Source organism: Aeromonas sobria (assembly GCF_050266975.1).
Taxonomy (GTDB): Bacteria; Pseudomonadota; Gammaproteobacteria; order Enterobacterales; family Aeromonadaceae; genus Aeromonas; species Aeromonas sobria_B.
Genome location: NZ_JBKISU010000033.1, coordinates 34,461 through 54,598, shown reverse-complemented (window position 1 = coordinate 54,598; position 20,138 = coordinate 34,461). Strand labels below are relative to the sequence as shown.

Below are 20,138 nucleotides of genomic sequence, written 5' to 3'. Positions count from 1 at the left end.
CGATGTGGTTGAGGATTAGTTCGTGGTTAAACATGGGGATAGTCTGTTGGGTATTAGCTGGTCAAGGATGGCGATCATACCTCAGAAGCCGCGCCACGCCTCGCTCATATGAGGGGATGGTTAAGGTCATCTGGAGTACCACTGGAACGGCAGCGCCATCGCCAACGTGCTGGAGATCAGGCTGTATGGGGAACCATAATTCACAAAGGAAAAGAGCAGAGGATCAGGCCGATACAAATAGCTATGTAATGAAATTGGCTTTTTTTGGAACCTTTGAATTGACCATCTGGACTGAAAAATGCACTCTATTTATCGACGTTTATTCAGTTGTGGCGCGCTACATTTCATGATTTCTTCTCTTCTTTCATGTAATGCAGCTGAAATTTGTAAACATTATGCATTTAATCTGTCACGGATTATGGGTGGATTTATGGAAGAAAAGATCTTTTTTAATCAGGGAAATGTTAGCGTCAGTAACAGCCGGTTTATTGTAGATGGTCAAACGTACGCAATGAATAATGTGACGTCCGTCAAGTCGGGCGTAATAGAACCTAACAGAACAGGTTCCATCATCCTTGGTATCATTGGTCTATTAATGTTGTTTGGAGGTAGTGGGGGTTGGCTCATTGCAGGCTTGGTACTACTGGGCCTTGCCGTTCTAGCTTGGAAAGGCAGCAAAAGGCAGTTCACTGTACTTTTGAACTCATCATCAGGTGAAAACAAAGCCCTAGTAAGCACTGATGAATCTTACATAAGAACAGTAATTAACTCTCTGAACGATGCAATTGTAAGTCGAGGGTAAACTCACTGCATCCAACACTGTCTGTCGCCCCTCCAACGGTTCTGGTATCTAAAACAGCTTGCTAGAATGATGCTCTGTTTTTGAACCAACAACAGATACTGAAAAGCCCCGCCAGATTGGTGGGGCTTTTTATTTCAACCGGACAGCCGGGGAGCCTGGCTCTCTGGTCGCTTACTGGTTGTGGCTGGCGCGGCGGGGGCGACGAGCCTGGGCCGGCTTGCCGGCTGCGGCGCCGTCGGGACGTGCACCGTTACCGGAGCGCTGGCCACCGGCACCGCCGGAGCGGCCACCGCCATTGCCGGAACGGCCGGCGCCCTGACGCTGGCCCTGACCCTGCGGACGGGGCGCGCGGCGCGGCTCGCTCGGATCCCGCGGCTCTTTGCGCAGCGGCGCACCGATACCGCGGGCGATGTTGTCCAGGGTTTCGCGGGAAGCCTCGAAGCCGGCCACCTGCTCGCAGGGGATATTTTGCTTGGTCAGACGCTCGATGGCCTTGATGAGCTTGCCCTCATCGGCCGCCACCAGGGAGATGGCATGACCGGTGGCGCCGGCACGGCCAGTACGGCCGATGCGGTGCACATAGTCTTCCGCCACGTTGGGCAGCTCGAAGTTGACCACTTGTGGCAACTTGTCGATGTCCAGGCCGCGTGCGGCGATGTCGGTCGCCACCAGCACCTTGACGCTGCCATCCTTGAAACCGGCCAGGGCACGGGTACGGGCACCCTGGCTCTTGTTGCCGTGGATGGCGGCGGCGCTGACGCCGTTCTTGTCCAGGGTCTCGGCGACCCGGTTGGCCATGTGCTTGGTGCGGGTGAACACCAGTACCTGCTGCCAGTCGTTGCTGGTGACCAGGTGGCTCAGCAGACCGATCTTGTTGGCCTTGTCGCAGGGGTGCACCAGCTGCTCGATGCGCTCGGCCGTGCTGTTGCGCGGCGCCACTTCGATCACCGCCGGGTTGTCCAAGAGGCCGGTGGCCAGCTCGCGGATCTCGTCGGCGAAGGTGGCGGAGAAGAGCAGGTTCTGGCGCTTCTTCGGCATCAGGGCCAGGATCTTGCGAATGTCGCGGATGAAGCCCATGTCGAGCATGCGATCCGCTTCATCCAGCACCAGGATCTCGACTTCGTCGAACTTGACGGCGTTCTGGTTGTAGAGATCCATCAGGCGGCCCGGGCAGGCCACCAGCACGTCCAGGCCACGGCGGGTCGCCATCATCTGCGGGTTGATGCTGACGCCACCGAACACGACGTGGCTGCGGATCGGCAGGTGTTTGCCGTAGTTGCGCACGCTCTCGCCCACCTGGGCGGCCAGCTCGCGAGTCGGGGTCAGCACCAGGGCGCGAATGCGGTTCGGAGAAACCTTGCGCTTGCTGTCGGTCAGACGTTGCAGCATGGGCAGGGTGAAGCCTGCGGTCTTGCCGGTCCCGGTTTGGGCCGCCGCCATCAGGTCACGGCCAGCCAGGACGGCCGGGATCGCTTGTTGCTGGATGGGGGACGGAGTGTCGTAGCCTTGTTCGGCGACGGCACGGAGCAAAGGCTCGGCCAGACCGAGGGAAGTAAAACTCATAGTTACCTGCTAGGGATTTGGGGCGCCGGGGATTTGTGGTGGGGCTCCTCTGCCGAGCCGATGCCATCTCACAAGATCTGGGCCTATGGAGAAAACAACGATTTCCCCGGGGAGCAGAGCAAAGGGGAAAGAATAGAGGCGCAGTCTAACGGAGTTGGCGCAGTTACACGAGAAAAATGTGATAAGCCTCCCAGCATGGTTGGAAAAGCCGACTATGTCGGGGCAGAATGGCCATGATGGCACTCGTTGGCATCAACCACAGTCGCAACGGACCCGCGAGGGGGTCCATGGAGCGCGACACACAGCAACAGGGAGGTCTGCTTGTTCGGGATACATACCATCATTGGCCGCGCGCTTGGCCTCGGCCTGCTGCTCGCCCTGAGCCTGCCTCTTGGCGCCAAGGAAACACTGTCGGTGGCCTGGAGCCACTGGCCACCCCTGAGCCAGATCGATGCCAACGGGGAGATCGGCGGCCTGGACGTGACCCTGACCCGCCAGATCCTGAAAGACGCGGGTCTGACCCCCAGGTTTCGCAACCTCCCCTGGGCCCGCACCCTGCATCTGATTGAGCGTCGCCAGCTCGACGTGGCCATGGGGGCCCTGGATACCCCGGAGCGCCGACGCTTCGCCCGCTTCTCCGCCCCCTACCGGCGCGCCAGTTTCGTGCTGCTCAGCCATCTGCCTGCGCCAGAGGCCGCCGACCCCTGGCGGGGGATAACGGGCCTCGCGGATCTGTGCCGGCCTTCGGGGCTGCGCCTTGGCAAGCTGCGGGGCACCCGCCCCCTGCCCCTCGGCGCCCCCTGCCCCTCCCTCGGGGCCGCCCGCGAATACAACTCGGACGACAGGCTGATCGCCCTCTTGCTGGCGCGGCGCCTCGATGGGGTCATCATGGAGTGGCAATATGCCCACCACCGGCTGACCCAACTGGGGGCCAACGACTTCATCCGCTGCCAGCTGCTGTTGCACCAGCAGCCGGTCAGCCTGATGTTCGCCAGGGAGGCGGTGAGCGACGAGGAACTTGCCCGCATCGATGCCGCCATCGCCGCCCTGCCCCCGTTGGACGCGGCGTTTGCCCCGCCAGTGTGCCGCCTCGATGGCAGCCGGGCCCGGGATGACGTCGCCCGAGGCTGAACCCTCCAGACATGAGAAAGGCGACCCTGGGGTCGCCTTTTAAACAAAGAGAGTGATCAGCCGCCAGTGCGACCTGGTGATCAGCGCAGCTGCGGCGTGGCGGTATGCACCCCGGCATTCTGGGCGCGGTGGCGCAGCAGGTGATCCATCAGCACCAGGGCCAGCATGGCCTCGGCGATAGGCACGGCGCGGATGCCGACGCACGGATCGTGACGACCCTTGGTGATCATCTCGGTGGCCTCGCCGCTGGTATTGATGGTCTTGCCCGGCACTGTGATGCTGGAGGTGGGCTTGAGCGCCATGCTCACCAGGATATCCTGCCCCGAGGAGATGCCCCCCAGGATGCCGCCCGCATGGTTGCTGGCAAAACCGGCCGGGGTCATCTCGTCGCGGTGCTCCGAGCCTTTTTGCTCCACCACGGCGAAGCCGTCCCCTATCTCCACCCCTTTCACCGCATTGATGCCCATCATGGCGTGGGCGATGTCGGCATCGAGCCGATCGAACACAGGCTCGCCCAAGCCCACCGGCACGTTGCGGGCGATGACAGCCACCTTGGCGCCTATGCTGTTGCCCTCTTTCTTGAGGGCGCGCATGTACTCGTCCAGCGCCTCCAGCTTGCCCGCATCGGGGAAGAAGAAGGGGTTCTGCTCGATCTGGCTCTGCTCGAACGCCTCGGCCTTGATGGGGCCGAGCTGGGAGAGAAAGCCGACGATCTCGATGCCGTGCACCTGCTTCAAGTACTTCTTGGCGATGGCCCCCGCCGCCACCCGCATGGCGGTCTCGCGGGCCGAGGAGCGGCCGCCGCCGCGATAGTCACGCTGACCGTACTTCTGGTGGTAGGTGTAGTCGGCGTGACCCGGACGAAACAGATCCTGTATGTCCGAGTAATCCTTGGAGCGCTGATCGGTGTTCTCGATGAGCAGTCCGATGGAGGTGCCCGTGGTCCTGCCCTCGAACACCCCGGAGAGGATCTTCACCTCGTCCGCCTCGCGGCGCTGGGTGGTGTAGCGGGAGGTTCCCGGCTTGCGCCTGTCCAGATCGACTTGCAGATCCGCTTCGCTTATCTCCAGTCCCGGCGGGCAGCCGTCGACCACGGCGCCCAGCGCCGGGCCATGGCTCTCGCCGAAGGTGGACACCCGAAAGAGTTGGCCAAAACTGTTCCCTGCCATGCTTGCTCCTGCTCAGTTCTTGTAGATGGCGAAATGATCTTGATACTGCACCAGCTCGGCGCGGGTCATCACGAACACCCCGTGGCCGCCGTGCTCGAATTCGACCCAGGTGAAGGGCACCTCGGGGAACTGGGCCTCCAGGTGGATCATGCTGTTGCCCACCTCGACCACCAGCACGCCGTCATCCTTGAGGAAGTCCGCGGCATGGGCCAGCAGGCGCTTGGTCAGCTTGAGGCCGTCAGAGCCCGACGCCAGGGCCAGCTCCGGCTCGTGACGAAACTCGTCCGGCAGATCCGACATGTCTTCGGAGTCCACGTAGGGCGGATTGGAGACGATGAGATCGTACTTGTCGCCGGCCGGCAGGTCCCGGAACAGATCCGAGCGGATGGGGATGACTTGCTGCTCGAGCCCGTGGTCATTGATGTTGCGCTCGGCCACGTTGAGGGCATCGACGCTGATGTCGATGGCATCCACTTCCGCGTGAGGGAACTCGTGGGCCATGATGATGGCGATGCAGCCGGAGCCGGTGCACAAGTCCATGATCCGGGTCGGTTCATGTTTGAGGAAGGGGGCGAAGCGGTTGGCCACCATCTCGGCGATGGGGGAGCGGGGAATGAGCACCCGCTCGTCCACGTAGAACTCCCAACCCGCATACCAGGCCTTGTTGGTCAGGTAGGCGGCGGGGACCCGCTCCTGCACCCGGCGGATGATGAGCTCGGCGATGCGATGACGCTCGGTCGGGGTCAGACGGGAGTGGCGCATGCCCGGATCCACGTCCGGCGGCAGATGCAACGCAGGCAGTACCAGCTGCACGGCTTCATCCCAGGCGTTGTCCGTACCATGGCCGTAAAAGATACCGGCGTCGTTGAAACGACTCATGGCCCAGCGCAACATGTCCTGGATGGTGTGCATCTCGGCAACCACCTCGTCGATAAATATCTTGTCCAAATCCACCTCCAAGTCGAGTAATATCCGGCCCGAGCCCCGTATAGTGGGCAAGATGCATACCTGATAAATGAGTCTCTGATGAAAAAAACGCCCTCACCCACAGACGAGGAGAGCCTGCTGTTTCGCGAGGCGATCAAAGGTACCCGGAAAATCAAGCAAGATACCTTAAGGGCCGAGTTGCGCCCGGTCAAGCAGAAACGCGAATTGCGTGAGAGCCGCGAAAAGCTTGGGGTTGACCACTTTTTCAGCGATGAATATCAGCCCCATCTGGAAGAGGATGGACCGACCCGCTACGTCCGTTCCGATGTCTCGACATTCGAGCTCAAGAAGCTCAAGCGCGGCAGTTATCCACCGGAGATTTATCTGGATTTGCACGGCATGAACCAGCACCAGGCCAAGCAGGAGCTGGCGGCCCTGCTCACCCTGTGCCGCAAAGAGAACATTCATGTCGCCTCTGTGATGCACGGCATCGGCAAGCATATCTTGAAGCAGCGCATCCCGGGCTGGCTGGCCCAGCACCCCGATGTGCGCGCCTTCCATCAGGCCCCCCGCGAATGGGGCGGCGACAGCGCCATCCTGGTGCTGCTGGATATAGAAGAGTAAAGCAGCGTCACCAGACGGGCAAAACAGCGTCAAAGGAGGCGCACGCTGCGCCAAGGCTGCAGAGCATTGCCCCGCCCCTTGCCAGACAGCCCTACCATGCCCTTGTCACAACCTGGCCCCAGCCCCCGGGCAGCGCCAGGCCACTTGCCTTCAGAGTGCACGAACAGGGCGCCCTAGATGTGTAAACCCACCAGAGGGGCGCCCTGGCTCTGCTCATGGCGCATCGCGACTCGCCTCGGCTCGGCTCGGCTCGGCAATCAAGTCATCCTTTGCCGGGGCAAGGAGAGGCGCCTGCCCCGGTGGACTCAGGGCTTGGGGGCAAACAGATCGAACACCTGCTGCCCGGTCAGGGTGGGCGTCTCGTTCTTGAGCGCATAGAAGTCCGGCTTCTCGTCGATGAAGACCTGACTGGCCAGCTCGAAGTGCTGCGTCTGGAACAGACCGGCGGACAGGATGTACTCGTCCGTCGGCAGCAGATGATAGAACAGATGGGTGCCGCAGGTGGGGCAGAAGCCTCGCTCCGCCCACTCCGAGGAGCGGTAGGCCACAGGGGCGAGCCCCTCGAACCGCACCCCGCTGCCGCAATGGACCGCGAACATGGGCCCCCCCGACCAGCGCCGACACATGGCGCAGTGGCCCCCCGTCTCCTGGGAGAAGTGGGCGAAGGCGGTGATGATGGATTTCTTGCAGATGGCATCGGCGTCGCGGCCATCGGTGTACTCCCCGCAGAACGCCGGGAACTTGCCCACCGCCCGCAAGAAACGCTCATAGGTGTATTCCGGCGCCGCCATCTGGGTCAGAAAATCCCATTCGGCCTCGGGGAATACCCGCTCGACCCGCTTGACGTTGTCAGGGTTGCTCGCCGCCCTGGGGTAAATGGCCTCGACGACCCTGTTGGGCCGGGTCGCCAGCGCCTTGGCCCAGAGGGCATACATGGGGTTGGCCGTCTTGGCCTGCGCCTGCGCCTCGATATCGGCCTGGGCGATCAGATAGCCCCCGGCCTGCTCGGGATCGGGCTGGATAGTCATGGCGGCATGACCTGGCAGGGCGCAGGCCGCGGCCACCAGCCAGGCGCAACGGGTGATGTTCAACATGGGCAACTGTCCTTGTCTCAGATGAAAACTCAGCCGAGCATAGACAGGTCAACAACTAAATTCACAGAGGAAAATAAGAAATCTGATGGATGTGTGAGCCGACTCACTGCCCGATGAGCCGACCCGCAAGGGGGATAAGCCGCCCCCAGGCAGACAAGCGCTGGGGAAGCGGGGCGAGGCAAAGAGGTAAACACGCAGACAGTCGGGTGGTGAAGCCCATCCCCATCGTCAGCCAGAACAGAGCAGCCCCCCGCCCCGCCTTCAGCCACGCACGGCGCGGATCAGCAGGTTGCGCGGGGTCATGGGCTTGGCGCAGAACTCGCCAAGTTCCACCCGGTAGCCCTGCTCTTGCAGGAAGAGGGCGCGATCCAGCCCGAGCCAGATCTCCAGGGGGCGGCGAAACAGGTGACGCACCAGCTCCATGCGGGCGACATCCCCATAGCGCGCCTCCCCCCGGGCCAGCAGGCCGTCGTAGTCGAGCCCGGCAGGCAGGGCTATCCCCTTGCGCTCGGCGGCCCAGCGGCAGAAGGCCTCGAAGCTGCCGGTGAGCAGGCTCTTTTGCATATTGGGCACAGGCAGGTACTCATCCACTCCCCTTACCTGGCGCTGCAGGCAGTCAAAGCCCAGGCGCCACACCACCTCCTGCTCCCGCAGCCGGGCGATGCGGGCGCCACCGGTGACCGTCTCTTGCAGGGGCAGGCGCAAGTCTGCCTTGCTCAGCCCCAGGGCACTGGCCTGGGCCGCCCGGGAGAGGGGGCGATAGTGGGTTCCCCGGATCAGGTGATAGCAACAGGGGGAAAGGGTCACGCCGCGGGCGCCGCGCGCGGCCACCCCCTCCAGCAGATGGGTATGCAGCTCGCCACAGGCATGGAGCGCCAGGGCGTGATGTTCGGGGGCGATCAGCGCCACCGATTCGGCGGCGAAGGCATCGGCCTCGATGAAGCGCATGCGGGCGCCGTCCCGCTCGGCGAGCCTGCGCCCCTCCTCGCACAACTGCCCCTGCCACTCCAGGCTGGTCACCTCGGCACGGCGGTGCACCGAGAGCAGCCGGCCCAGGTGCCCCTTGCCGGCGCACCACTCCAGGTAGGGCCCCTCATGGGGGGGCAGGCAGCCGGTGAAGGCCTCGATCTGGGTCTGCTTGCGACCCGGCATGTGCAACGCCATGGCCTTGCCGCACTCGACGGGCTCGGCCTCGAAGCGCGTCAACTCGCTCAGGGCCTGCAACTCGGCCCCTTGGGGGATCCAGGGGGCCAGCAGGCTGGCCAGGGCACTCATGTCGCCATCGAGCCGGTTCAGCTGCGCCAGGCTCAGGCCATCGAGCAGGGCCGCCAGCTCGGGGGCCTCGCCGGCAAAGGCGATCGCCAGGTGATGATAGGGCTGGTATTGCCACCAGGGGCGACAGAGGGTCAGCAGGTGATCGAGGCGTTCGAAGCGTTGGGCCAGCACAAGGGGCTCCCTGAGGGGAAAAAGAGAGGGCGCCATTGTAGCCATCCTGCGCCAGATTGCACCCGCCATGATGGCCGGCGCCCAATAGAAGAGGGGCCACAGGGGCCCCTCTTTGACTCGGTTGGCAAGCGCCTTAGAACGGCAGCTTCATGCCCGGGGGCAGCTGCATGCCACCGGTCAGCTCGCCCATCTTGCTCTTGTTCTGCTCTTCGACCCGGCGTACGGCGTCGTTGCAGGCGGCGGCCACCAGATCTTCCAGCAGCTCCTTGTCATCTTCCATCAGGGAGGGATCGATCTCGATGCGACGCACGCTGTGGCTGCCGGTCATGGTGACCTTGACCATGCCAGCGCCCGCTTCACCCGTCACTTCCATCAGGGCCAGCTGCTCTTGCATCTTCTGCATGCGCTCTTGCATCTGTTGGGCCTGTTTCATCAGGTTACCCATTCCACCTTTACCAAACATATGTCGTCTCTCGCGTTGAAATCCGGCGCACCTGGCCGGGCGTTAGGCTCGTCTGTCCTAGATGGGGACGGCCGAGCGGCATTTCAAGCGGGGAGCGCACTCCCCGCACCTGATTCAGCGATTGAGGGGCTCGATACTCTCCATGTGGAGCTCGGCACCGAATCGCTGACGTAAAAACTGCACATTGGGATCCTGCTCCAGATCCCGCCCCGCCTGCTCGAGCACCCCGAGGTAGAGGCGATGCTCGATCTCCAGCGGCGTCTCCCGCTCGGCCACCGTGCCCAGGGTCACCTCGATGCGCACCTCGCGGCCAAGCTCTGGGCCTATGATGGCCGCGAGCTCGGCCAGGGCGCGATCGCTCACCAGGTGACGCTGCTCAGGCTTGAGGGTCAGCAGGACCCGCTCCTCCTGCTGGCTCATCACCGCATTGATGGCGAGCTGGCGCAGTCGGCCCCCCACCCGGGTGCGGGCGATGAGCTCGCTCCAGGGATCGCCGCAGCTGGCGAGCAGGCTGGCGGGGATGAGCCGGCTCGGCTCGTCCCCCACCTCCTCTTCCTGCTCGCTCTCGATGGCGTTCCAGTCGATGGTCTCAAGGGCCGGGGCCGCCGTCTCTGCCGGGGCCAGGGCGTCTCGCCCTTCAGCCGAGTGCGGGGCGGGGGCGAGCCCGGTCGCAGGGGCAGAAGGGGCGCCATGGTCGACGGGCTGCTGCGCTCCGGTAGAGGGGCCGTCGGGATCCCAGGGGGGAGAGTCCGCATCCCTCGTCCCCTTGCTGCCACTGCGTGGTGCAGGGGCGCCATCGCGCTCCCTCGGCGCCGCCAACGCGGGCGCAGGCGCGCTCGCCGCCCCCTGGGCCAGGTACTCCTGATAGGCCTGAAGGTCGCCCTCCTCCTCGTCCCGCTCGCTCGGCTCATCATAGGGCCAATCCCCCTGCCAGGGGGTCTCCCCTGCCGAAGGGGAGGCTGGCGCCGCGACCGGGCTCGGGGCCGGGATGGCGGCGGGCGCCTCGGCTGCGTCACGCCTAGGCGAGGCAGCCTCCGGACGGGGCTGGCCTGCCCCTTGCGAGGCCCGCAACCGGCTGCGCAGCATGTTGCGGGTGCCCAGCAGGCTCATAATGCCGCCCCCGGCGCTCTCCTCGCCCAACGCGGCGTCGGCTGGGGCGACTGTCGCCACCGGGGCCGACGCTTCCCCCTGCCGGGGCGCCGAGGGGCTCAGCCCCATCGGCTCCCCCCTGTCGGTGCTGGCGGCAGGCGGCTCCCCGCTCCCGGACGGGCGCGCTGGCGACTCTGCCTGCGGACCCGCAGGCATGCTCCCGATCTGGGCAGAAGGCGCGTCTCGATAACCCATCTCGCTCGCCGCCTGCAACAACGCCGCCTGCTCGGCAAAGAGCGGGGAGAGCGCCTCCCCTGTCTCCTCTGGCGCCGCAGCCGGGCCGGGTGGGGTCGCCACCTCGCTCTGCCCTGGCCGCGCCAGGGGAGCGGCAATCTCGCCCGCTCCCGCGCCCTCGGCTGGCGAAGGACGGGCCTTCTCGGCCTCGGTTGGCGGGAGAGGCGCAGGCGTCAGGGCGGCGCCGCTGTCATGGGCAACCGCCGGGGCCTGCGGGGCGGCGGGCTCAGCCGGTTGCGGCTTTCCCAACCCCAGGGGAGCGGCCCCCTGCCCCGCCTGCGCCGGCAGGGCACCCAGGCTCGCCGGGTGTATCGGGTCGCGCCGGGGCGAGAAGGCGAGCATGCGCAGGCAGGTCATCTCCAGGGCGGTGCGACCGTCCGGGGCCCAGGGCAGATCCTTGCGCCCCCCCAGCACTATCTGGTAGCAGAGCTGCACCTCCTCCGGCCCCATGGCCTTGGCGAGCTGGGTCAGGGCGTCCGCCTCCATCCCCTGCTCCTGCACGCTGGCCGGCAGCAGTTGTGCCAGGGCGATGCGATGGAGCAGGGCTTCCAGCTCGGCATGGAGCTGATCAAAATCCGGCCCCAGGGTCGCTATCTCCCCTATCTTGGCCATGGTGGCCTGGGCATCCTGGCGCAGTATCGCCTCCAGCAACTGGTGCAGGTGGTGATGGTCCAGGGTGCCGAGCATGGCCAGCACGCTCGCCTCCCCCACCCGGCCGTTGCCATGGGCCAGGGCCTGATCGGTGAGGCTCAGGGCGTCGCGCATGCTGCCATCGGCCGCCTTGGCCAGGGCCTGCAAGGCGCGCGGCTCGAACGGTTGCCCCTCCTGCTCCAGCACCCATTCGAGCTGCCGGGCGATCTGGGTCTGATCCAGGCTCTTCAAGTGAAACTGCAGGCAACGGGAGAGGATGGTGATGGGCAGCTTCTGGGGATCCGTGGTGGCCAGCAGAAACTTCACATAGGGGGGCGGCTCTTCCAGGGTTTTGAGCAGCGCGTTGAAGCTGTGACGCGACAACATGTGCACCTCATCGATGAGGTAGACCTTGAAGCGGCCGCGGGCCGGGCGATATTGCACGTTGTCGAGCAGCTCCCGGGTGTCTTCCACCTTGGTGCGCGACGCCGCGTCGATCTCCAGCAGATCGACGAAGTTGCCCTGATCGATCTCGCGGCAGGTGTCGCACACCCCGCAGGGGGTGCTGCTGATCCCCTGCTCGCAGTTGAGGCTCTTGGCCAGGATGCGGGCTATGGTGGTCTTGCCCACGCCACGGGTGCCGCTGAGCAGATAGGCATGGTGCAGCCGCCCCTGATCCAGGGCATTGGTCAGGGCGGTCAGCACATGTTGCTGGCCCACCACTTGCTCGAATGTATGGGGGCGCCATTTACGCGCCAGAACCTGATAGCTCATAGAACCTTTGGATGCGGGGATGACAGGGCATTGAGGCCGAATGCTAACACAAATGGCGAGAGCCCTGTAACGGCGATGGCGCCAAGTTGCGGCAAAGCCTGGGATAAGTGCCGCTATTTCAACCAGATAGACGAGCAAGCCACCCCGTTGGCGGCGTCAATCCGCCCCTGGCGGCAAGATGGGGCGCCCCATAAAAGAACAGGGAGCCCGATCCATCGTGGCTCCCTGTGTCAGGCAGGCGGCAAACGCCCCTGTTCGTTCAAATCCCCTGCGCCGCTCGTTCATTCGAGCCGCGAGCGCCCCTTAGGCACCGGCCAGCTCGACCAGGGAGACCACCTTGATGCCGGCGTCGGTCAGGCGGGCATCCCCACCGAGGGACGGCAGGGAGATGATGAAGGCGGCATCGGCCACCTCGCCACCGGCGCGGCGGATGAGCTTGACGGTGGCATCGACGGTGCCGCCGGTGGCCAGCAGATCGTCCACCACCAGCACCTTGTCACCGGGCACGATGGCATCGGTGTGCAGTTGCAGGGTGTCGGTGCCGTACTCCAGGTCGTAGGACTCCTCGATGACGGCGCGGGGCAGCTTGCCCGGCTTGCGCACCGGCACGAAGCCCAGCCCCATGGCGAAGGCAACGGGGGCGCCGAAGATGAAGCCGCGGGCCTCGGTGCCGACGATCTTGGTGATGCCCTGATCACGGTAATGATCGGCCAGCAGATCGATGGTGGCCTTGAAGGCCTCGGCATTCTCGATCAGGCTGGTGATGTCACGAAACAGGATCCCGGGCTTGGGATAGTCGGGGATGGTCTTGATGCTGGCTTCGATAAATTTCAGGATGTCCGGATTCATGTGATGACCGCTTATTTTTCGACCCGGCACCGGCCACTGCGGCGACGGGAAAACAAAAAGGCCCATCGTGCAAAAACGACAGGCCAACTCCATAGCATTATTGCCGCGATAGCTTAGGGACTTCACTTCTTCATTGCAACCGGCTCCAACACAGGCAAACGTATTAACCAGGTGAGCAGGATCACCATGATGGCAATCAGCAGCCAGCGCACCCAGTCGACGGGCACCAGGGCCAGGGAGAAGGCGAAGCTCGCCAGGATGAAGAGGATGGCGCGGCGCCTGGCATCCCGCCGTATGCCCCTGTGGGCCTGCCAGTCGCGGATGGGGGGGCCAAACCAGGGATGGTGCAGCAGCCAGTGGTGAAAGCGCGGCGACGAGCGGGCAAACAGGGCGGCCGCCAGCAGCATGAAGGGGGTGCAGGGCAGCAGGGGCAACACCAACCCGGCGAGGCCGGTGACAAAGCTGAGCCAACCCAGACCAAACAGCAACCAAGATTTCATCCCCGCCTACCTCCCCTCATTTCACTGCTCTGCTGTTGCCATCCTAGCAGCTCAGGCCCGGACCACCTAGCCGGCCCGGTGCCGCCTCTGCGCCCCGCCGGGGGCATCTGGCCATCTCGAGGCTGACAGCGGCAGGCGTTGCCACTACAATCTGGCGTCCATTTCAGCCCTTGCCCTCGGAAAACCGGTTATGCGCGTAATTTTGGCCCCCATGCAGGGGGTGCTCGATCACCTGATGCGGGAGGTGCTCACCTCCGTCAACGATTACGACCTGTGCGTCAGCGAATTCGTGCGGGTGGTCGATCAGCTGCTGCCCACCAAGGTCTTCTACCGCATCGCCCCCGAACTCAGGCAGGGGGGCAAGACCCGCGCCGGTACCCCGGTGCGGGTGCAGCTGCTGGGCCAGCACCCCGAGTGGCTGGCGGAGAATGCGGTGCGCGCCATCGCCCTCGGCTCCCCCGGGGTGGATCTCAACTTCGGCTGCCCCGCCCCCACGGTCAACAAGAGCAAGGGGGGCGCCGTGCTGCTCAAGGAGCCGGAGGCCGTCTATCGCATCGTCAAGGCGGTGCGAGAGGCGGTGCCGGCCCATCTGCCGGTGAGCGCCAAGATCCGCCTGGGCTACGATGACAAGTCGCTGTTTCTGGAAAATGCCCACGCCGCCAGTGACGGGGGCGCGGTGGAGCTGGCGGTGCACGCCCGCACCAAGCGCGAGGGCTATCGCCCCCCCGCCCACTGGGAGTATGTGGATGCCATCCGCCGCGCCCTGCCCATCCCGGTCACCGCCAACGGCGAGATCTGGAACCACGAGGATGCCCTCACCTGCGCCCGGGTCTCGGGCTGTGACAGCCTGATGGTGGGACGGGGCGCCGTCTCCCTGCCCAACCTGGCCCGGGTGATGAAGACGAACTGCCCCCACATGAGCTGGTCCGAGGCCCTGCGCCTCATGGTGAGCTACACAGAGCAGGATCTCGCCGGGGAGAAGGCGGACTACTACCCGAGCCGGATCAAGCAGTGGTTCTCCTATCTCAAACGCGAGTATCCCCAGGCCGATGCCCTGTTCACCGAGGTGCGCCTGCTCAAGCACGCCGACGAGATCCGCGATCGCCTGCTGGTCGAGAGCGAACGCCACCCCTGAGCCGCACGGGCCTGCCGCCCCGCAGTGCCTTATGAAGGCTCAATGACAGGAGGTCAGAATGCAGGGAGTACCGGTCACCTTTACCCATCAGCACGACAGGGCCGATTTTCGCGCCCTGCCGGGGCAGCCTGCGACCGAGCTCTATCGCGCCCACATCCAGCACCATATCTTCGATCCCCATAGCCACGAGGGGTTTGGCCTCGGTGTCATCGAGTGCGGGGCCGAGCGCTTTCGCTATCGTGGCAGCCAGCTCCTGGCGGGCCCCGGCAGCCTGGTGCTGATGAACCCCGATGAGCTGCACACGGGCGAGGCGGCCTGCGAGCAGGGGTGGCGCTATCGCATGCTCTATCTGCCCGCCGATCGGCTCGAGGCCATCAGCGGCGAGCGCGGCTGGTATTTCGCCGACGCCGTGCGAAGCGACCCGTGCACCGCCCCCCTCCTGCAGGCGTCCCTGGACGCCCTCTGGCATTGTGACAGCGAGCTCGCCGCCGACGGCCTGCTGCTCACCGTGTGCGAGACCCTGCGTCCCCACGCCCGGGCCCTGGCGGCCCCGCGCGAAGCGGTCCACCCTCTTGGCCGCGCCATCGACTATATGCAGGCCTATTTCGCCCGCCCCATTACCCTGGCCGAGCTGGCAGGAGCGGTGAACCTCAGCCCCTACCACTTTCAGCGCAGCTTCAAGGCCCGCTTTCACGTCACCCCCCAGCAGATGTTGATGGCCATCCGCCTGCAGCGAGCCAAGGGGTGGCTGGCCGCCGGCATGCCCGCCGCCGAGGTGGCCGCCGCCTGCGGTCTGGCCGATCAGTCCCACCTCAACCGCGCCTTCCTGCGCCGCTATGGCACCACCCCGGTGCGCTACCAGAAACAGGTGCAGGCTGGCCGCTAAAGCGCAATCTGGTTCAATACGCCGCCCTTACCCCCCTGCTAGGCTGGCCTCCTTCTTCTTGACCGGATATGAAACATGTTGATCGGAGTCTTGTTTGCCCTGCTGGCCGGCCTGATGTGGGGGCTCATCTTCGTCGCCCCCCTGCTGGTGGACGGCTATCCCCCCGCCCTGCTCGCCAGCGGCCGCTACCTCGCCTTCGGCCTCATCGTGCTGCCACTCGCCTGGCAGGCCCGCAAGCACCTGGCGGCCCTCTCGGCCAGCGACTGGCGCGAGGCCCTCGCCCTCACCCTGGTGGGGAACCTCATCTACTACTTCTGCCTGTCGGGGGCCATCTTGCGCATCGGCTCGCCCCTGGCGGCCATGTTGATCGGCACCCTGCCGGTGGTGACGGCCCTGGCCGCCAACCGCCTCTATGGCGCGCGGGACGGTCGTCTCTCCCGCGCCCGCCTCTACCCGGCCCTGCTGCTGATGGTGGCTGGCCTCTACCTGGTCAACCGCGCCGAGCTGACCTGGCACACCGAGGCACGCACCGATCAGCTGCTCGGGCTCGCCCTGGCGGTGGCCGCCGTGCTGTGCTGGACCTGGTATCCCCTGCGCAACGCCCGCTGGCTGCGCGAGCACCCAGGCCGCAGCCCGGCGCTCTGGGCCACCGCCCAGGGGCTGGTGACCCTGCCGGTGGCGCTCATTGCCTACCTCGGCAGCCTCGGTCACCTTGCCCTGAGCGCGCCGGACTTCCCCCTGCCCTTCGGGCCGACGCCCCTGCGCTTCGTGCTGTTGATGGGGGCGGTAGGGCTCTTTTGCTCCTGGCTCGGCACCCTGTGCTGGAACGAGGCGAGCCAGCGCCTGCCGACCGTGCTGGTGGGGCCGCTAATCGTGTTCGAGACTCTGGCGGGGCTGCTTTATGCCTTCATGCTGCGCGGGATCATGCCCCCCATGAGTACCCTGGCCGGCGTCGTCTGCCTGGTGGTGGGGGTGCTCCATGTGCTCGCCGGCAAGCCGAGGCCTCAGCCAGAAAAGCGCGCCAAAGCACGGTTAACTTGACGCATGTCATCTTGACTCTCCCATCGACTCCCTATACTGCCCTGACTCTGTAATCGTCTGTTGGGGGCATCTGTGTGTGAAATGACGCAAGCGCAGTTGGCAGGATGGCGCGATCGCCTGCTGACCGACTGGGCCAGAATTCGAGAGGAGCTGATCGTTCAGCTCAAGGCGAGCCGTCAGGGTGACTGGGCCGAACAGGCCAGCCACTGCGAACGGGATCAGTTGGTGGATCTCACCAGTCGGTTGGATCTGCCGCAAGTAGAGCAGAATGTGGCGGCGCTCAAGCGCATCGACGCCACCCTCTGTCAGATTGAGCTGGGGCTGTTTGGCCTGTGCTCGGACTGCGAGGAGCCGCTGACCCTGGACCAACTGGATCAGGATCCGACCCGGCAGCGCTGCCCGCGCTGCGAGCAGCGTTATCGCAAGGGTTTCCACGGCCACGAGCTGTAACGGGCCCCTCGCGGGACCCAACCCCGCCCGTCGAGCCGGCCGCAGAGCCTGGCCGAGCACCCCACCAGCGTCAATGAAACGGGCCCCCGCCAAGGCGGGGGCCCGTTGTTGTTCATCGCTCAACCGCCAGCAGACGGCCTCACTGGGCCAGCAGGTGACCCACCAGCTCATGGCGCCAGCCTTGCAGCAGCATGGGCTTGTCGGCTCGTGCCCGCTCCTCTTCGCTCATGCGCCAGCTCCAGGTGAAGTACTGGTGGATGATCTTCTTGCTGGCCACCAGCTCAGGGGGAATGTTGCTGGCCTTGGCCTTCTCCTCCACCAGGGCCTTGATGCGCTTGAGCTCCCCCTTGTACTGGGGGTAATCCACCAGACGGCGGATGGGCTCGGGCCAACTGTCCGGCTCGCTCTGCTGGGCAGCGGCGACTATGTCCAGCATCCGCTTGCCGTGGATCTTGATCTCGATGGGGGAAAGCCCCAGCTCGTTGAGATCCCGCAGCGAAGCGGGCCGGCGCTCGGCCACCTTGAACAGGTGCAGCTCTTTGACCACGAAGTTGAGGGCCAGATCCCGGCGTACCGCCTCTTTCTGGCGCCAGGCGGCCAGCTCGCGCAAGATAGCGAGCTCGCGCCGCCCCAGCTGCCAGGCATTGACGATGTCGAGATAGGCCTGATAGGGATCGCTGGTCTGGGTCTTGCGGGCACAGTGGTTCTCGCACTCCTGCTCGAACCAGGGGAACTTGCCGCTCTCCCTGAGTCTGGCCATCACCTTCTCGTAGAGGGGCATCAGGTAGAAGACATCCGCCGCCGCGTATTCGAGCTGACGGGGGGTGAGCGGGCGCGCCAGCCAGTCGGTGCGCGCCTGATCCTTTTCCAACTCCACGCCGAGGAACTCCTTGACCAGGGCGCCAAACCCCACTGACACCCCGTAGCCCAGGAAGGCGGTGGCGAGCTGGGTGTCGTGCACCCGGCTGGGCAGATGGCCCGCCTGGTGCTGGATGAGTTCGAGATCCTCCCCGGCGGCGTGGAGGATGGAGATCTGATCGGCCTGGCCGAGGCGCTGCCACAAGGGAGCCAGATCCAGGGTCAGGGGATCGAGCAGGGCGAGGCGCTCGCCGTCATAGATCTGGAACAGACCGAGCTGGGGATAATAGGTGCGGGTGCGCACGAATTCGGTATCGATGGCGAGCGGCACCCGGGCCAGGTCGGCGAGGTAGGCCGCCAGCTCGGCTTGCTCTGAAATGAGTTGAAATTGCATCTTTGCCTGCATCTTGTCGGTGGGCCCAAAAGAAAAAACCGTGGCCTGAACCACGGTTTACCCCATATCGGCTTGATGGCCCGGCTTATTGCCCGGCCTGCCTGGCTATCTCCTCGTCGCGCAGCACGCGGCGCAGGATCTTGCCCACATTGGTCTTGGGAAGTTCGTCGCGAAATTCTACCAGCTTAGGCACCTTATAGGCAGTAAGATGTTGACGGCAATGGGCAATAACTTCCTCCTCGGTCAACTTGGGAGCCTTCCTGACCACGAATACCTTGACCAGCTCCCCGGACACCTTGTGGGGCACGCCAACCGCGGCCACTTCCAGCACCTTGGGATGGAGCGCCACCACGTCCTCTATCTCGTTGGGATAGACGTTGAAGCCCGACACCAGGATCATGTCCTTCTTGCGATCGACGATCTTGAAGAAGCCCTGCGGGTCGCACACCGCGATGTCGCCGGTGCAGAGCCAGCCATCCTGCATCACCTCGGCGGTGGCCTCGGGCCGCTGCCAGTAGCCCGTCATCACCTGGGGACCGCGCACCTGCATCTCCCCCGGGGTACCGGTGGCGGCGATGGGGTTGCCGGCTTCATCCACCAGGCGGATATCGGTGGAACAGACCGGCAGGCCGATGGAACCGTTGTAATCCACCAGATCATAGGGGCAGACGCTCACCAGGGGAGAGCACTCGGTCAGGCCATAGCCTTCCAGCAGCGGCGTATCGGTCAGCGTCTTCCACTGCTCGGCCACCGCCCGCTGCACCGCCATGCCGCCGCCAATGGTGAGTTTCAGCTTGCTGAAGTCCATGCTCTGGAACTCGTCGTTGTTGACCAGGGCATTGAACAGGGTGTTGACCCCTGTGATGCAGGTGAAGGGGTACTTCCTGATCTCCTTGACGAAACCCGGGATGTCGCGGGGGTTGCTGATGAGCAGGTTGTAGCCGCCGATGCGCATGAACAGCAGGCAGTTCACCGTCAGGGCGAAGACGTGATAGAGCGGCAGGGCCGTGACCACGAACTCCTTGCCCCGCTCCAGCACGGGACCATAGACCCCCAGGCACTGCTCGACGTTGGCAATCATGTTGCGGTGGGTCAGCATGGCCCCCTTGGACAGACCCGTGGTGCCGCCTGTGTATTGCAGGAAGGCGACATCCTCGTTGTGGATCTCGGGCTTGATGTACTGCAGGTAGCGCCCCTTGGCGAGCGCCTGGCGCATGGTGCTGGCATGGGGCAGGTTGTATTTGGGGACCAGCTTCTTGACGTACTTGACCACGAAGTTGACGAGCGTCCCCTTGGCCAGCCCCAGGTTGTCCCCCATCCGGGTCAAAATGACGTGCTTGACCGGGGTGCCGTACACCACCTTCTCCAGGGTATGGGCAAAGTTGGAGACGATGACGATGGCCTTGGCCCCCGAGTCGTTGAGCTGGTGCTCCAGCTCGCGGGGGGTATAGAGGGGGTTGACGTTGACCACTATCATGCCGGCACGCAGTATGCCGAACACGGCGATGGGGTATTGCAGCAGGTTCGGCATCATGACTGCCACCCTGTCCCCCTTCTCCAGCTTGAGTTCGTTTTGCAGGTAGGCCGCAAACGCGCGGGACTGCTCTTCCAGCCGGCGATAGGTGATGGTCTGGCCCATGTTGACGAAGGCGGGCTGGTCGGCAAACTGGGTCACCGAGTCTTCAAACATCTCGACCAGGGAGCCGTAGATATCGGGATCGATCTCGGCGGGGACCCCGTCTGGATAGCGTGTCAGCCAGATCTTGTCGACCGGCACGGCCTGCTCCCCGGCGGCGTCGGCCTGCTGCGACCTGGTATTCTCATGCTTGCCTTCATGCTCATGCATAACTCGCACCTGTGCGCTCACTGTGTTGCCTCCGTCCCTGTCCCAATTTCAATCGCTTGTTTTGAGTTACCACTCTAATGCCGGGTATCTTTACATATGGCAACAGGAATTAACAGCCAATTAACATGCGTGAAGTGTGAGGAAGGAGGCAAACCTGAAAGATTGAAAGCGGG

The 20,138-nt window shown here is 64.5% G+C and carries 18 protein-coding genes; 7 read left to right on the top strand and 11 right to left on the bottom strand.

Translation table 11 applies throughout. The features are described 5' to 3' along the window. Positions 1 to 298 precede the first annotated feature (298 nt). Positions 299 to 802, top strand: coding sequence for a DUF6232 family protein (locus ACLHZ1_RS17055; protein ID WP_427263045.1), 504 nt, complete (start codon positions 299 to 301; stop codon positions 800 to 802). Positions 803 to 973: 171 nt separating this feature from the next. Here ACLHZ1_RS17055 and ACLHZ1_RS17050 read toward each other — a convergent pair whose 3' ends face one another. Then, positions 974 to 2,365, bottom strand: a complete 1,392-nt coding sequence (locus tag ACLHZ1_RS17050; RefSeq protein ID WP_427263044.1) for a DEAD/DEAH box helicase — start codon at positions 2,363 to 2,365, stop codon at positions 974 to 976. A gap of 321 nt (positions 2,366 to 2,686) precedes the next feature. On the opposite strand from ACLHZ1_RS17050, the gene ACLHZ1_RS17045 reads away from it, so the two are divergent. Next, complete coding sequence (locus tag ACLHZ1_RS17045) at positions 2,687 to 3,496, top strand: substrate-binding periplasmic protein (protein WP_427263043.1); 810 nt, start codon at positions 2,687 to 2,689, stop codon at positions 3,494 to 3,496. Between the two features lie 80 nt (positions 3,497 to 3,576). Here ACLHZ1_RS17045 and aroC read toward each other — a convergent pair whose 3' ends face one another. Together aroC and prmB are read right to left on the bottom strand one after the other, a co-directional pair. After that, entirely contained in the window at positions 3,577 to 4,665 is a 1,089-nt protein-coding gene (gene aroC, locus ACLHZ1_RS17040) for a chorismate synthase (RefSeq protein ID WP_427263042.1), read from the bottom strand. A 12-nt stretch (positions 4,666 to 4,677) separates the two neighbouring features. Beyond that, complete coding sequence (gene prmB, locus ACLHZ1_RS17035) at positions 4,678 to 5,613, bottom strand: 50S ribosomal protein L3 N(5)-glutamine methyltransferase (RefSeq protein WP_427263041.1); 936 nt, start codon at positions 5,611 to 5,613, stop codon at positions 4,678 to 4,680. Positions 5,614 to 5,691: 78 nt separating this feature from the next. Here prmB and smrB point away from each other — a divergent pair, with 78 nt between their 5' ends. After that, the gene (smrB, locus tag ACLHZ1_RS17030) at positions 5,692 to 6,216 is read left to right on the top strand and encodes an endonuclease SmrB (protein WP_427263040.1); all 525 of its coding nucleotides are present in this window, start codon (positions 5,692 to 5,694) and stop codon (positions 6,214 to 6,216) included. A gap of 305 nt (positions 6,217 to 6,521) precedes the next feature. On the opposite strand, the gene ACLHZ1_RS17025 is transcribed toward smrB, so the two are convergent. The 6 genes from ACLHZ1_RS17025 to ACLHZ1_RS17000 all read right to left on the bottom strand — a co-directional run bounded on the left by ACLHZ1_RS17025 (position 6,522) and on the right by ACLHZ1_RS17000 (position 13,355). After that, on the bottom strand, positions 6,522 to 6,908 hold the full coding sequence (locus ACLHZ1_RS17025; RefSeq protein WP_427263048.1) for a GFA family protein: 387 nt from the start codon (positions 6,906 to 6,908) through the stop codon (positions 6,522 to 6,524). 663 nt (positions 6,909 to 7,571) lie between these two features. Next, positions 7,572 to 8,756: a methyltransferase gene (locus ACLHZ1_RS17020; RefSeq protein ID WP_427263039.1), complete on the bottom strand. Its 1,185-nt coding sequence runs from the start codon at positions 8,754 to 8,756 to the stop codon at positions 7,572 to 7,574. A gap of 133 nt (positions 8,757 to 8,889) precedes the next feature. After that, positions 8,890 to 9,219 carry a YbaB/EbfC family nucleoid-associated protein gene (locus ACLHZ1_RS17015; protein ID WP_041997156.1) on the bottom strand — a complete coding sequence of 110 codons (330 nt, stop codon included), beginning with the start codon at positions 9,217 to 9,219 and terminating at the stop codon, positions 8,890 to 8,892. A gap of 114 nt (positions 9,220 to 9,333) precedes the next feature. Then, complete coding sequence (gene dnaX / locus ACLHZ1_RS17010; RefSeq protein ID WP_427263038.1) at positions 9,334 to 12,006, bottom strand: DNA polymerase III subunit gamma/tau; 2,673 nt, start codon at positions 12,004 to 12,006, stop codon at positions 9,334 to 9,336. A gap of 303 nt (positions 12,007 to 12,309) precedes the next feature. Continuing rightward, a complete protein-coding gene (gene apt, locus ACLHZ1_RS17005) occupies positions 12,310 to 12,855 on the bottom strand; it encodes an adenine phosphoribosyltransferase (protein WP_427263037.1) in 546 nt (181 codons plus the stop codon). A gap of 122 nt (positions 12,856 to 12,977) precedes the next feature. Continuing rightward, entirely contained in the window at positions 12,978 to 13,355 is a 378-nt protein-coding gene (locus ACLHZ1_RS17000) for a YbaN family protein (protein ID WP_408793198.1), read from the bottom strand. 190 nt (positions 13,356 to 13,545) lie between these two features. Between ACLHZ1_RS17000 and dusC the strand changes: the two genes are divergently transcribed. The 4 genes from dusC (at position 13,546) to ACLHZ1_RS16980 (ending at position 16,867) form a co-directional block, all read left to right on the top strand. Then, a complete protein-coding gene (dusC, locus tag ACLHZ1_RS16995; protein WP_427263036.1) occupies positions 13,546 to 14,490 on the top strand; it encodes a tRNA dihydrouridine(16) synthase DusC in 945 nt (314 codons plus the stop codon). A gap of 58 nt (positions 14,491 to 14,548) precedes the next feature. Continuing rightward, positions 14,549 to 15,376, top strand: coding sequence for an AraC family ligand binding domain-containing protein (locus ACLHZ1_RS16990; protein ID WP_427263035.1), 828 nt, complete (start codon positions 14,549 to 14,551; stop codon positions 15,374 to 15,376). A 75-nt stretch (positions 15,377 to 15,451) separates the two neighbouring features. Next, positions 15,452 to 16,417, top strand: a complete 966-nt coding sequence (locus tag ACLHZ1_RS16985; protein ID WP_427263034.1) for a DMT family transporter — start codon at positions 15,452 to 15,454, stop codon at positions 16,415 to 16,417. Between the two features lie 81 nt (positions 16,418 to 16,498). Continuing rightward, positions 16,499 to 16,867, top strand: a complete 369-nt coding sequence (locus ACLHZ1_RS16980) for a conjugal transfer protein TraR (RefSeq protein ID WP_427263033.1) — start codon at positions 16,499 to 16,501, stop codon at positions 16,865 to 16,867. 139 nt (positions 16,868 to 17,006) lie between these two features. Here the strand turns inward: ACLHZ1_RS16980 and rnd are convergent, their stop codons facing one another. Together rnd and fadD are read right to left on the bottom strand one after the other, a co-directional pair. Next, entirely contained in the window at positions 17,007 to 18,119 is a 1,113-nt protein-coding gene (rnd, locus tag ACLHZ1_RS16975) for a ribonuclease D (RefSeq protein WP_427263032.1), read from the bottom strand. 85 nt (positions 18,120 to 18,204) lie between these two features. Further along, positions 18,205 to 19,965 (bottom strand): long-chain-fatty-acid--CoA ligase FadD, encoded by a 1,761-nt coding sequence (gene fadD, locus ACLHZ1_RS16970; protein ID WP_427263031.1) that lies wholly within the window; start codon positions 19,963 to 19,965, stop codon positions 18,205 to 18,207. Positions 19,966 to 20,138 lie beyond the last annotated feature (173 nt).